We start from the raw sequence: 13720 nt of genomic DNA, 5'->3' as shown, positions 1-13720 counted from the left end.
AATTTTTTCTTTATAGGAATAAAGTGAGAAGAATAATCAGAAGGTATTTTTAAGTTGTAAATTGTTTTGAGAATTAATTTCTCAAAAAGACATTGATCTATTGAAATTTCTTTATTAATTAAGTTTTTTTCTTCTAGTATTCTCTTTTTTGTTTAAAAAATTATTTAAGTCTTAAGTATTAATTTAGACATTTCTTCATTTTGAAACATTTTTAATTTATAAATAGAAGCTTGATATTTTTGATTAGGTAATCAATAAAAAGAGATATTTAGGCCAGATAATTCAGTATTTTTATTTTCTTCATTGTTATTTATATTTAATAAAGAATTAAGTTCTTGAGTTCATTCTTCTTGCAATAAAGTTTTTTTCATTTCATCAAATTCTTCATTAAATATAAATCAAAAATGAAGACTAGAAGAAAGAATATAAAAAGAAGAAATAATTTCTTCTTTTTTTTGTTTTTCTCAAAAAATTTGGAATTTCTCTTTTAGTTTGAGTGAATCATTATTGGTAGGAAGAAAATGAAGTTGAGTTACTACTCTATTAATTAATGAGATGAGAGAAATGTAAGGAGAAGTGAAAGATAAAAGAGAATTGTGATGAGTAGTAATTATTTCTTTCATTTCTGAATCATCTATTAATTCAGAAATGAAATTAAAAACCTTTTCGGAAGTGTGTTCATAATACGGAAAAAATAATTTACCTATATCATGAAAAAAAGCTAATTTTTTAATTTTTTTACTATCTAAATTTAGTTGTAAGGCAGATTCTGCAGAAACTTCACTAATTTGTAGAGAATGTTCTAATAAAGTTTGCGAAGTGGAATATTGTTCATTAGCCATTCTGCCTACAATCTGAAATAGATAAATACTATTTATTTCAGCATCAATATTTTTAAGAGTTTCTCTTCCAATTTCTTCTTCTTCTGAAATAATTTGTTTTTCTATTTCTTTGAAATTTTTATGAATTGAATTGGAAGATCAACTTTTAGAAACTTTAAATTTTTGAGTTAGCAAGCTTGCTAACTTAATATCTCTTACATTGTATTTAGAAAGAACTACAATAGGTTCTTCCCCAGAATACTCTAAATGAGGTTTTACGCCAGTTAAAAGAAAGAATTCGTCTTTTCTTTCTCCTGATTTACCCAATAATTGTCCTACAGTTTTGTCACTAAAGAATTTTCCTTCTGCTAAGTGATATTCTTCGTAACAACCAGTAAATAATTTTGGTGATTTATATTTACTTAATAAATGAATCATTTTTTTAGAAAATTTAGATAAATAATCTTTATTTTGTGAATTTGTTTCATTTATTTCTATTTGTTTTTTTTCCAAATATTTTTAAATTATGACTTTATATTTTTATTTAAAGCTTTAAATTAGGGAGATAATGGATTAAAAAAATGAGTTTCAAAAAAGTTTTTGAAACTAAGCATTATTTAATAGTAGATAAGGCTTCTGGTTTGCTAGTACATAAGGATAAATACACTACAGATAAAAATACTTTAATAGATATTTTAAAAGAGGAGTATGGAGAAGAAATTTATTTAGTTAATAGATTAGATAAAAACACTAGCGGTCTTTTATTAGTAGCTAAAAATAAATTATCTTTATTAACTTTGAAAGCATTATTTGAGGAAAAAAAAATAGATAAAAAGTATTTAGCTATTCTTCGTTCTCCTCTTCCTCACCCAAAAATTAAGATTTCTTTTTCTCTTGGTAGAGATAAGCGAGAAAAATTAAAGTTTAGTGCTACTAATTCAAAAAAATATAAAACAGCTCTAACTTATGCAGAAACAATTTCTTCTCAATTAGTTCTACTTAGTTTAAAAACTGGTAGAACTCATCAATTAAGAGCACATTTATTTACTCTTTCTTGTCCAGTATTGAATGATTCAATATATGGAACTCCTTTAGATAATGACCCTTTTGGTCAATATTTACATTCATTTAGTTTAAGTTTTATAGATCCTTGGGAAAATAAACCCGTTAATGTAACAGTTTTGCCGCCGATTGAATTTACTAACAAACTAGTTGAATTAAATATTGATACTAAATTATTATCTTCTTTTAATCCTGAAAGTAATTGATTCTAAAAAATAAATAAAGTAATAGAGGAAGATAATAGAATATCTATTTATTTAACTTTTGTAGAAGACAATTTAGTTTTCTCATTATTTAATAGAAGGGAATTAACTTTTTTTTCTTCCAAAAGCTTTTCTAAATTAAAAATAGTTCCCGAATTAATAGAAAGCTTACAATCCGAACTAAAAAATTTAAATTTAACTTTCAATAATATTGAATCTATTTATTGAGATGAAAAAGAAATTGGTTGAAATAGTAATAGACTTATTACTATTTTTGTAAAATCATTAGGATTTGTCTTTCCTAATTTAGCTATATATATAAATCCAGAGGGGAAAGATAAGTTATTTTTTTGCGACCTGCAACAGAAAGAAAAGAATGAAATTTCATTTTATTTAGATAAATTTAAATTAAAGGATTGAAGAGAGTTAGTACCTCTATATAAAGAATGTCCAATTACAAATATATAGTAATTTCAGATTTGGATGGTACTTTGTGTACCAGCCAAGGAGATGTTTCTCAAGAGAGCATTGAGTATTTAAAAAAATTTCAAGAAAAGAGGGATGATGTTCTCTTTACTTTTTCAACTGGAAGAGCTTGAAATGATGCTAAACCAATTTATGAGCAATTAGGATTAAAATCCTATATTTCTTGTCTTAATGGGGGTTATATTTATAATCCTCATACCAATCATTTAATTTCTTCCTGCCTTAGTGAAAGATTTTTGAAATATCTTCTTTTAACTCCAAATGTGCTTTCTTTATTACAATCGGGAGCTATTCTTACAAGCAATATAAGAATTCCTTTAGATTCTGATAATCCTCGTAAATTTTTAGAAGCATTTAAAAAAAGTAATTCTATTTTAGTTGGAATTAAGTTTTTTTATAAAGATAGTGATAGAGAAAAAGTAAGAGAGATAATAAAAAATATTAAGAAGTTTGAGCCAGAACCTAAAGTAAGTATTTTTTATTATCCAGGTTTAATTAATTTGGAAATTCAAAGCAAACAAGAAGACAAGTTTAGTTTTGTTGAATTTGTAGCTAATTTTTTTGGAGTTCCTTATTCAAATATTTTGACTTTCGGGGATAATCATAATGATATTCCAATGACAAAAGGAGGTGTAAGGAGTTGCGCGCTTTCTAATGCTTTATTTTTATTAGGTCAGGAAGCAACTTATATTTCTAAATATTCAAATGATGAAGATGGATTAATTAAAGAATTGGATCTTTTTTTTGGACCTCTCTAATTTTTAGTTTCAATAAAATAGCTGGTAAAATCAAAGAAGATATATTGTTTAATGATTAAATTATTTAATTAAGTTGTTTTTTAAAAAGAAATCACCTATGGAAAGGGTGATTTCTCAACAAACTAAGGCTAGAGATTTTTTCTTAAAAAATTTTCAACATTATGTTAAGAGATTTAACAATATTGTTATTTTTATTCATGAGAGACCTGATGGGGATTGTCTTGGGGCTGGCTTTGGAATGAAGGAGGTTTTTAAAACTCAATTTCCTGGAAAATCAATTTATGTAGTTGGAAGTTCACAGGGAGTATTCCCTTGATTGAGAATGGATTTTGATCAATTGCCAGAGAATTTTAATTTTTCTAGTGCAATGGCTTTAGTAGTTGATGTTTCAATAGGAGAAAGAACACAAATGTTTAATGAATTCTTTAAAGGCTTGGGAACTAGAAAATGAGGGGCTGTTATTAGAGTGGACCATCACGATGTTTTGACTGATTATTACACAGATTTATCTTGAGTTGATGCGAGTTATGCAGCATGTTGTTGTCAATTGTTGCAAATTTGCGATTATTATCAATGAACAATCAATAGTAAAGCTGCAACTTTCTTTTATCTAGGAATAATAACTGATAGTGGTTCTTTTAGTAATTCTGATGTCTCCCCTAGAACATTAGTGCTAGCCGCTAAAGCTTTAAGAGCTGGAGCAGATAGAGAATTTTTGAATAATAATTTGAAAAGAGTAACTTTAGTTGAATTAAAACTTAGAGGATTTATTCTTTCAAATTACAAACAAGATGAAAAATTTGCTTGGTATTTAATTGATAAGGGGACTGTTGAGCAATTCGCTCCTTATTCAACAAGTAGTGGTTTAGTTTCCACGTTAGGCCATATTGAGGATAATATTCTCTGAATGTTATTCGCTGAAGTTGCAGAAAACACTATTTTAGCTAGTTTTAGATCATTAGGGGAATTTGATGTTAGAAAATTAGCTGAAGAGTTTGGTGGTGGAGGACATGTTAATGCTTCAGGAACTACTTTAGATAGTCTTGAGAAGGTACAGCATGTAGTAGATAGAGCAAGGGAATTAGTTAAAGAATTTATTGACAATAAAGGAAAGATGAGTAAGGATGAAGAAAGAAATAAATTGAAAGAAGAACATGAAAATAAATCTTTCCCTCCTCAAAGATTAGGACTAAATGATGAAGAAGAGTCTACTTTTTCAACTTCACAAAAATTAATTAGCGAAGTTGAAAAAGAAACTTCTGGAGATATTGTAGAAAAAGTTCTTTCTTCAGAAGATGAAGGAAGAGATTTAGATTATAAAGAATTTTCTGGTAGTGTTGGACTTAATAAAAGTAATTTAGATAAACCGAAACCAAAGAAAAAGAAGGTTGAAAAATAATTTATTTTTGTCGACTATTGGGTCTTATTTTATTAAAATTATTAGTGTTTTTTAATAATTAAAGAGGCTTATATTTAAGCTATTAAATATATAAGAGTTAAATAGTATGGCTTTTTCTGCCGGCGATAAAAAGGATAATAAAATAGTTTCTTCTGAAGCTTTGCCTTTAAATGATGATTCTAAAAAAGTTGGTGTAAGTGGTGGGGGAGGGGATAAGGAAAAGAAAGAAATTAAAAGTATAAACGCCCAAAAGTTGAATGATGATAATGGTAAAAATGCGGGCGTTAAAGTTAGCAGCTCAGCAACACCTAGTGATAAGGGAGTAATACGAAAGACTTCTACACCTCATGCAAAGGGAGCTAAAATTAGCGACGATGAAAAAGGTTTAGATATTGAAAAAATAAAAGATGCTATAGAACATGGAAAGCCCCCTAAAGTTGTTCCAAAAGATTTTGATAAAAAAAGAATTCATATTTCTAAAGCTCAAGAAATGCGTCCAGATGGGAAGAATAGTAGATCTATGAATGATAATGACGATATAAAAGATATAGATTCAAAGGAAGATGTTACTCCTACTCCTAAAAAAAATGAGTTTGTTGCAATACTTATTAAGAAATTAAAGCCTTATGCAATTAATATCAAAAATATTTTTAAAAAGTTATTTTTCAATGATAATGCCCCTTCTTCAGCTAATGGAAATGATAAGAAAACTATTCACAGTAGCAAAACCCCAAAATCTAACCCAAACAACAAATAATTTAGTTTTTTTCTACTTCCCTTATAAGGGAAGTAGTTAAAATTTTAGTTAATTTTGACTAAAGAAAATTTAGTTCTTTCGATAGATTTAGGTTCTACTAGTCTTAAATTAATACTTTTTTCTAGTGTAAGAAAAGAAATATTTTGTAAAGAATTTCCTTTTGAAACATATTTTCCAAAAGAAGGATGAGTTGAACATAATGGAAATGAACTTTGAGAAGTTGTTGAAAAAAATTTAATTAATATATTGGATTCTTTAAAAAAAGAGGATTATCCCTCTTTTTTATCTATTTCAACACAAAGAGAGAGTGTTTTGTTATGAGATAAAAATAATGGTAAACCCTTGACTCCAATAATTTCTTGACAAGATAATAGAACAGAAGATTTTATAAAAGGACTAAGTGATGAAAATAGAAATTTTATTAGAGAAAGAACAGGTTTATGAATAACTACTTATAGTTCTGCAACTAAACTCAATTATTTAATTAAAGAATTTGCAAATCAATTAAATAATGATTATTTAATGGGTACTCTAGAATCTTGATTAATTTATAAATTAACTAAAGGCAAAAAATTTTTTTCCGATTATTCTTCTGCCTCAAGAACAGCTTTATTAAATTTAAAAACTTTAGAGTGAGATTCAGAATTATGTGATTTTTTTAAAATACCTAAAGATAAACTTCCCGCATTAATAGCAAATGACGAAGAAATTTTTGGAATTGAAATAGGAAAACACAAGATAAATATAAAAGGTGTTGTTGGAGATCAACAGGCAGCTCTTCACTTTGCAAAAAGAATTAATCAAATAAATTCTTCGTTAGTTTATGGAACAGGAGCATTTTTATTGAAATTAGTTCCAAAAGAATTAGATTTTGAAGCTTTATTGGAATCTTTTGATGGTGAAAATAGTCCTTTAATTACATTAGCTTGGAAGAAAGTTAATGAATTTCCAAGATTTGCTCTAGAATGAAGCTTTTCTAATTGTGGTCAATCTTTAGATTGATTAAAAGCTAATTTAAATTTCGATAACTTTAATGATTTAGACACAATGAAATTAGAGCAACTTAATTTAATGTCTTGCCCTCTTTGTTTGCCTTTCTTTTCAGGCAAATGATTACTATCTTCTAGAGAAAATTGAAATTCCTCTTTTTATTTGATAAATAATCAATCTACTCCTAAAGATTGAATTATTGCTTATTTTGAAGGCTTAGCCTTCTCAATAAGAGCAGTATTAGAAGAAGCGGGTGTAATGGAAGAAGATATTTTAATTGGAGGAGGTTTAACTAAGAATAATTTATTTAGTCTTATTCAATCTAATGGATTGGGAAGATCTTTAGTAATTTCCCAATGAATTCAATTAAGTGGAATAGGAGCAGCTTTATTTGCGATAGAGGAAACTGTTTCAGAATGCAATTGGAAAGAGGTAAATATTGATCAACAAAAGAAAAAGTTATTTAGCTATAGATACAGACAATGAAGTAAATTGTCTTGACAAAATGAAAAGTTTAAAAATTCTAGTCAATTATGAGAAAAAATTATTTTGAAAAGCGATTATTGTTAAAATCCTATAAGGATTAAAATAAAAAAATAGTTAGATAAATTATGTCGAAAGTTAAGTTTAGTAGAGACAAAGAACATATAAATGTTGGTACTATTGGCCATATTGACCACGGAAAAACTACTTTAACTGCTGCAATATGTACTTATTGCTCTAAATTAGGTTTAGGAGAAGCAAGAGATTATGCTTCCATTGATAGAGCTCCAGAAGAAAGAGAAAGAGGAATTACTATTAACACTACTCATGTTGAATATGAAACAAAAGAAAGACATTATGCTCATGTTGACTGTCCAGGACACTCCGACTATATCAAAAACATGATTATTGGAGCTGCTCAAGTTGATGGAGCTATTCTAGTTGTTTCAGCTACTGATGGACCAATGCCCCAAACTAGAGAACACATTCTATTAGCTAAACAAGTAGGTGTTCAAAGAATAGTGGTATTTTTGAACAAGTGTGATACAGTAATGGATGCTGAAATGTTAGATCTTGTTGAAATGGAAATTAAAGAATTACTTACTTCTTATGATTTTGATGGAGACAACACTCCTGTTGTTAGAGGTTCAGCTTTGAAGGCTTTAGAAGGGGATCCAGCAGCTGAAAAATCTATTCAAGAATTATTAGATTATTTGGATAATTATATCCCTCTTCCAGTAAGAGAAATTGATAAACCTTTCTTGCTTTCTATCGAAGATGTATTAACAATTACTGGAAGAGGTACTGTTGTTACTGGAAGATGCGAAAGAGGAAGATTAAAAGTTGGGGAAGAAGTTGAAATTGTTGGTTTTGGTGAAACTAGAAAAGCAATTGTTACTGGAATTGAAATGTTTAGAAAACCTCTTGAAGAAGTTATTCCAGGTGATAATGCAGGTATTCTTTTAAGAGGTGTTGAAAAAAATGAAGTAACTAGAGGACAAGTTCTTTCAAAACCTAAGTCAATTACTCCTCATTCAAAATTTGAAGCAGAAGTTTATGCTTTGAAAAAAGAAGAAGGGGGAAGACATACAGCTTTTGGACAAGGTTATAAACCACAATTTTACTTTAGAACAACTGATGTTACTGGGGAAATTGCATTGCCTCAAGGAGTAGAAATGATTCTTCCGGGAGACCATTCTCCAATTATTGTTAGCTTAATTAGCTCTGTAGCTATCGAACAAGGTTTTAAATTTTCTATTAGGGAAGGGGGTAAAACTATCGGGGCTGGAACAGTAACAAAAATTCTAGAATAGACAGTTAGAACTTTTTAACTTTTTCTCCTTAAAAAGGAGAAAAAGGAAGTTTAAAAAGAATGATTTTGTTTTAAATTAATGAACAGAGAAGGAAATATAGTAGTTGTTATTGGCCTTCAATTCGGGGATGAAGGCAAAGGAAAAATTGTTGATTTATTATCTTCTTCTTTTGACTATGTAGTTAGATATCAAGGAGGAGATAATGCTGGTCATACTGTTTATCATAATGGAAAAAAATGTGTTTTAAGAAGTATTCCTTCTGGAATATTTAATAGTTCTGCAATAATTGCTCCTGGAGTGGTTGTTAATCCAGCATTATTATTAGAAGAAATAGAAAGTATTGAAAAAATTAAGGGCGAGAGCTTAAAGGGCAAATTATTTATTTCTAATCAAGCTAATGTAATTTTTGATTTTCATATAGAATGAGACAAATTATGTGAAAAGCTTAGAGGAAATTCTAAAATAGGAAGTACTTTAAAAGGAATTGGTCCAGCTTACGCAGATAAAAATGCAAGAATTGGAATGAAATTAATTGATTTATTTGATATTGAAAAATTGAATAGAAAGCTTAGCTTAAATTTGCAATTAAAAAATCCTATTTTTGAAAAAAATGGCTTTTCCCCTTTTCTTCCTCAGGAAGTATCTCAAAAATACAATAAATTAATTCAATTATTAAAGCCTTATTTGATAGATTATTACTCTTTTATTACTGAAAAAAGAAAAGAAAAAGTTTCTTTTTTGTTGGAAGGTAGTCAAGGCTTATTATTAGATATTGATTTGGGCACTTATCCTTTTGTAACTTCTTCTAATATAGCTAGCGCTTTTACTCACGGTGCTTATTTTTCTCCCAAAACTATTCAAAAAATAATAGGGGTAGTGAAAGTTTATACTACCAGAGTTGGAGAGGGACTTCTATTAACTGAATTGAGTGATGATGAACAAGAATTGGTAGAAATAATAAGAGAGAGGGGGCATGAGTATGGTTCTAATACAGCTAGAGCAAGAAGAATAGGTTGATTAGATTTAAATGCTTTGAAATATTCCATTCAAGTAATAGGAATTGATGAAATTATTCTAACTTTAGTGGATGTATTTAATGGTTTTGAAAAAATAAAAGTTTGTGTAGGATATCAAGATTTAAATGGCAGGGAATTATTATTTCCCGAAGCAAATTACTTAGCTGAAAAAAATGAAATTAAATTAAACTATAAAGAATTTAAAGCATGAAAAGAAGATTACTCAAAAATTAAGAAATATGAAGATTTTTCTCTTGAATTTAAAGACTTTGTGTCTTTCATAGAAAATTATTTAAATATAAAAGTTTCAATTATTTCTTTTGGAAAACATAAAGAGGAAAGTATATTTATTAAATAAACTAATAATTAGTAATAATAAATAATGGAAAATAAAGAAAAACAAGTTGTTGTTAATTGCGGAGATAGTGTTTTCCAGCTTAGATTACTTTGAGAGAGAATACAAAAATTGCAACAACATTTAAAAATAAATAAAAAAGATTATTATTGTAAAACTGCTTTATTTAAATTATTATCTCAAAGAAGAAGGCTTTTGAAATATTTAAAACGTAAATTTCCAGAAAAATATAAATTAATAATGATTGAACAAAAATAATTAATGGCTTCCAAAAAAGGAGTAGGTTCAACTAAAAATGGAAGAGATTCAGCTCCTAAATATTTAGGAGCTAAATTAAGTGATGGTCAATTGGCTCAAGCTGGTTCAATTATTTATAGACAAAGGGGTAAAAAAATCCATCCTGGAGAAAATGTTGGAATGGGAAAAGATCATACTTTATATGCACAAGTAACTGGAATAGTTAAATATTTTTCTTTTAAAGGAAATAAAACAAAAGTTAGAGTTGAAGAATTAAAAAAAGATTAATGTTTTTTAAAACAAGAAATAGAATAGCTAAGTTAGAATTAACTGGCGGACAAGCAAAGCCTGGTCCAGCTTTAGCTAGTTTAGGCATTAATATGGTGCAATTTTCAAAGGAATTTAATGAAAAAACTAGTGATAGAATGGGAGAAAGAGTTCCAGTTGAGATAGAAATTTTACCTACTAAAGCTTTCAAATTTAAAGTAAAAACAACACCTACAGCTGTTTTATTAAAAAAAGCTGCTCAAATCGAAAAAGGAGCATCTGCCCCTAATAAAGAAATAGTGAAAACTTTAACTCTTTCGCAAATTGAAGAAATTGCAAAATATAAATTAGTTGATTCCAATACAACTTCTCTTGAAAGTATGGTAGCAATGATTTTGGGAACAGCTAAACAAATGGGAATTAAAGTTTCTCAAGAATAATGGAATTAAAAGAAATATTAAATGAGATAAAAAATAATAAGAAAGATTCTTTTGTTGAAAGTATAGATGTAGTTTTCCACTTATCTATACATTCCAAAAAAAATGATCAAAATATTAAATTAAATTATTTATTACCTCATCCAGTAATTAAAAGACCCTTAAAATTGTTGGTTTTTGATGATAAATTAGGTGAATCAGATAAAGAAAAATATAACATTGACTATTTAGGAAATGAAGATATAATCGACAAGATTAGATCTGGTTGATTAGATTTTGATTTAATTATTTCAGCACAAAGTTGCATGCCTAAACTTTTAGTATTGGGGAAAATTCTTGGACCTAAAGGTTTATTACCTTCAGTAAAAGAAGGAACTTTAGTTCAAGATACTATTTCCACTGTACAAAAATTTAGAGCTGGTCAAAAAGTTTTACGAAATGATTCAGGAGGGAATGTTCATTTAAGTATAGGTAGAGTTGATTTTGAAATTGATCAATTAGTAGAAAATTTTGATTATCTTTTGAAATTAATTAAAAGTAAAAAACCAGCTTCTATTAAAAAGAATTACATTAAAAAAATATCTTTTTCTTCAACAATGGGAAAGTCTTTTAAATTAGATAGTAAAGCTTTTATATAATTCTTAAATTTCCCTTAAAAGGGGAAATTAATTAAGTAGTTTTATAGTTACAAGATAGAGGATTATAGGGAAGAGCAAGAAAATTATTTTTTTATTTATTAAGTAAATTTTTTCTTGTTTCCCCTTCTGGGGAAGAAAGTGGAAAAAATTTTAAATTAATTTAGTTATGTTTTGTCACAAAAATAAGTGAGAATTAACAACTTTAGATAAATTAGTAAAAATAGAAAGAGGAATTGCAAATCATAAACCTAATTGCGATCCTTCTTTATTTTGTCAAGGAAATATTCCTTTAGTTTGTTGCAAGGAAGTGAGTGACAGCAATTATTTAAAAATTTTGAAATGCAATAAATATTACAACTCAAAAGGATTAAAACAAAGTAAATTATTCTCTGAAAATACTATTTGTGTGGTTGGATGTGGGAATTCTGCAGGCGATTCAGCTATTTTAAATTTTTCAGCTTGCCTTTCTCCAAACTTATACGGATTTAATTCTTATGAAGGAATTTCTGATCCTAAGTTCATTAAATATTGTTTTGATTATCCGAAAATGAAAGAAAAATTAATGAAACTAGCTAAATCATCTACTGCTCAACCTCATTTAACCCTTTCTAAATTGCTATCTATCAAATTCCCTTGCCCCCCCCATGATATTCAACAAAAAATTGGAAATATCCTTTCTTCCTATGATGAATTAATTGGAAATAGTGAAAGATGAATAGAAGTGCTTCAGAATATTAGAACTTCTATTTTCAAAGAGTGATTTGTGAATCTAAGGTTTCCAAGCAATAATTTCATAGTTTATGAACCAGAGAGAGAGAGAAAAGATTTTCTAGTGATTGACAATATCAAAAACTCGAAAAAATTGGAATATTTAAAAAAGGTAAAAAATCAATTAAATCTTCAAATAAAAATGGAAAATATCCATTTTTTTCATCTTCTGGAAAAAATCTTTTTAAAAGTTATCAATATTCCTATGATAAGAATGCAATACTAATAACTGATACAGGTAAATTTGTAATGAATTTATACAGAGGTAAATTTGAAGCAACTCCTGAATGTTTCATAATTTCTCCAAAAGAAAATAGATTTTTTTATCTTTTATCAGAAACAATTAAGTCAAATTTGACAATTTTAGAAAAAACAGCAGTAGTCACAATAACTAAAAGATTAAGACTTCCTAAATTACTGGAATTGAAAATAATAATTCCTGATGACAAAACTTTAGAAAAATTCAATAATATTTGTGAAAATATTCAATTAAAAATTGAAAATTTACAGTCAAAAATAGAAATATTAGATAACACTAAAAAAGATTTGCTAAATAGAATTTTTGATGAAAAGTTAGAAATTCTTTAATTAAATTAAAAAGATTTATTGTTAAAAAAACTAATTTAAAAAATTAAGTGCAATAATTTAATAATTTAACTAAGGATTATTTTGAGATATAAATATGGAATTTATTTTTTATTCCCCGTATTAGCTGGCAGCAATTTAGTTTATTTTTTGTTGCCCAGTGGAAATAATTTAGATTCCCTATCTTTCAACATTTCTGCAGTGGGGGGGGCAAAATAACCCCTCTGAAGGATCTTAAGACTAAAGAAAGTACTTTAAATTTAAAAAGTTCCACAATTAAAGCATTAAATGAAAAATCATCAGTAAATAATCTTTCAACTTATTCTGAAGGAATAAGTAAGTTGAGTTCTTATTCAAAAACTTTTTTGGAAAAAAACGAAGATAACAAATATAAACTGTCCAGTATACAAGATAAAGTCACAAAAATTAATAAAGAAATGGGAAAAGAAAGTGATTTATCAGTAATTAAAGTTGAATCTGAAACAAAATTGTTAAATTCTCAAAAAGAATTAAATAATCTGACAACAAGTTTTAAAGAAGCTATTGAGCAAGTTAAAGATTGAGAAAACCATAGTGATTTAGGAAATGTTATCGAACAACAAAAAGTAGTTCCTCCAACTGTAAATCAAAGAAAGGCTTTGTTTACTTATTATAAAGTGTTTTCTACATTAAAAGGGGATGGTGCTCAGTTTTTGAAAATATTAGAAGAAGTAGTTAATGATTCAGGTTACAAAAAAATTGATAGTAAAATTCCGAGCGATAAACAAAAAGTGCTTCAAGCTCTTAATGATATTGGTTGAAATAATTCAGAAAAGGTTGGTTTTGGTCAATATCTCAAAATAAAACCTAATAATCAAAATCATGATCCATTTTCTGTTTTATTAGAAACTGATTATTTATCTACAGCAAGAAATGAAGCTGTAAAGTGAGATAAATTTTCTACCGAAATTAAAAGAAATGGCTTTCGAGGAGATTGTTGGGGAAGTTATAGATTTCGCCAAAGATGTGAGGCTGATGCAGCGTCATCAGCCAAAATTTTTCAAACAGTTAGAGAAAATGTAGAGGCCAAAGTAAGTGCAAAAATAGCTTTGAGATTAATAAATGAAATGAAGGAAAAATTAGATGTAAAAGAGGTTTAAATAAAA

At 27.5% G+C, this 13720-nt stretch carries 16 protein-coding genes; 14 read left to right on the top strand and 2 right to left on the bottom strand.

Going from position 1 to position 13720, the window contains the following annotated elements; genetic code table 4:
• Positions 1–164: 164 nt before the first annotated feature.
• Positions 165–1334: an HD domain-containing protein gene (locus tag PRV_RS02455; RefSeq protein ID WP_022770435.1), complete on the bottom strand. Its 1170-nt coding sequence runs from the start codon at positions 1332–1334 to the stop codon at positions 165–167.
• Positions 1335–1402: 68 nt separating this feature from the next.
• Between PRV_RS02455 and PRV_RS02450 the strand changes: the two genes are divergently transcribed.
• Positions 1403–2095, top strand: a complete 693-nt coding sequence (locus PRV_RS02450; RefSeq protein WP_022770432.1) for an RluA family pseudouridine synthase — start codon at positions 1403–1405, stop codon at positions 2093–2095.
• A 41-nt stretch (positions 2096–2136) separates the two neighbouring features.
• On the opposite strand, the gene PRV_RS03060 is transcribed toward PRV_RS02450, so the two are convergent.
• On the bottom strand, positions 2137–2292 hold the full coding sequence (locus PRV_RS03060; protein WP_022770431.1) for a hypothetical protein: 156 nt from the start codon (positions 2290–2292) through the stop codon (positions 2137–2139).
• 240 nt (positions 2293–2532) lie between these two features.
• Here PRV_RS03060 and PRV_RS02445 point away from each other — a divergent pair, with 240 nt between their 5' ends.
• The 13 genes from PRV_RS02445 (at position 2533) to PRV_RS02385 (ending at position 13714) form a co-directional block, all read left to right on the top strand.
• Positions 2533–3330, top strand: a complete 798-nt coding sequence (locus PRV_RS02445) for an HAD-IIB family hydrolase (RefSeq protein ID WP_022770427.1) — start codon at positions 2533–2535, stop codon at positions 3328–3330.
• A 73-nt stretch (positions 3331–3403) separates the two neighbouring features.
• Positions 3404–4729, top strand: a complete 1326-nt coding sequence (locus tag PRV_RS02440; protein WP_043896087.1) for a DHH family phosphoesterase — start codon at positions 3404–3406, stop codon at positions 4727–4729.
• Positions 4730–4835: 106 nt separating this feature from the next.
• Positions 4836–5486 carry a hypothetical protein gene (locus tag PRV_RS02435; RefSeq protein WP_022770420.1) on the top strand — a complete coding sequence of 217 codons (651 nt, stop codon included), beginning with the start codon at positions 4836–4838 and terminating at the stop codon, positions 5484–5486.
• Positions 5487–5540: 54 nt separating this feature from the next.
• Entirely contained in the window at positions 5541–7046 is a 1506-nt protein-coding gene (locus PRV_RS02430; protein WP_022770416.1) for an FGGY family carbohydrate kinase, read from the top strand.
• 41 nt (positions 7047–7087) lie between these two features.
• Positions 7088–8272, top strand: coding sequence for an elongation factor Tu (tuf, locus tag PRV_RS02425; protein ID WP_022770413.1), 1185 nt, complete (start codon positions 7088–7090; stop codon positions 8270–8272).
• A 78-nt stretch (positions 8273–8350) separates the two neighbouring features.
• Positions 8351–9646: an adenylosuccinate synthase gene (locus PRV_RS02420; protein ID WP_022770409.1), complete on the top strand. Its 1296-nt coding sequence runs from the start codon at positions 8351–8353 to the stop codon at positions 9644–9646.
• Positions 9647–9670: 24 nt separating this feature from the next.
• Positions 9671–9901, top strand: a complete 231-nt coding sequence (locus tag PRV_RS02415) for a 30S ribosomal protein S15 (RefSeq protein WP_022770405.1) — start codon at positions 9671–9673, stop codon at positions 9899–9901.
• Positions 9902–9904: 3 nt separating this feature from the next.
• Positions 9905–10168: a 50S ribosomal protein L27 gene (gene rpmA, locus PRV_RS02410; protein ID WP_022770402.1), complete on the top strand. Its 264-nt coding sequence runs from the start codon at positions 9905–9907 to the stop codon at positions 10166–10168.
• Positions 10168–10587 carry a 50S ribosomal protein L11 gene (gene rplK, locus PRV_RS02405; RefSeq protein ID WP_022770399.1) on the top strand — a complete coding sequence of 140 codons (420 nt, stop codon included), beginning with the start codon at positions 10168–10170 and terminating at the stop codon, positions 10585–10587. Before rpmA ends, rplK begins: the two co-directional genes overlap by 1 nt.
• Complete coding sequence (locus PRV_RS02400; protein ID WP_022770396.1) at positions 10587–11222, top strand: 50S ribosomal protein L1; 636 nt, start codon at positions 10587–10589, stop codon at positions 11220–11222. The genes rplK and PRV_RS02400 overlap by 1 nt, the downstream gene beginning before the upstream one ends.
• Before the next feature lie 166 nt (positions 11223–11388).
• Positions 11389–12216, top strand: a complete 828-nt coding sequence (locus PRV_RS02395) for a restriction endonuclease subunit S (protein ID WP_022770393.1) — start codon at positions 11389–11391, stop codon at positions 12214–12216.
• Positions 12114–12578 (top strand): restriction endonuclease subunit S, encoded by a 465-nt coding sequence (locus PRV_RS02880; RefSeq protein WP_084612777.1) that lies wholly within the window; start codon positions 12114–12116, stop codon positions 12576–12578. The genes PRV_RS02395 and PRV_RS02880 overlap by 103 nt, the downstream gene beginning before the upstream one ends.
• Positions 12579–12916: 338 nt before the next feature.
• Complete coding sequence (locus PRV_RS02385) at positions 12917–13714, top strand: hypothetical protein (RefSeq protein WP_022770387.1); 798 nt, start codon at positions 12917–12919, stop codon at positions 13712–13714.
• Positions 13715–13720 lie beyond the last annotated feature (6 nt).

The organism is Mycoplasma parvum str. Indiana (assembly GCF_000477415.1).
Lineage (GTDB): Bacteria > Bacillota_I > Bacilli_A > Mycoplasmatales > Mycoplasmoidaceae > Eperythrozoon_A > Eperythrozoon_A parvum.
Note: the sequence above shows the minus strand (reverse complement) of the source record. Positions and strands in the feature narration are given on the sequence as shown.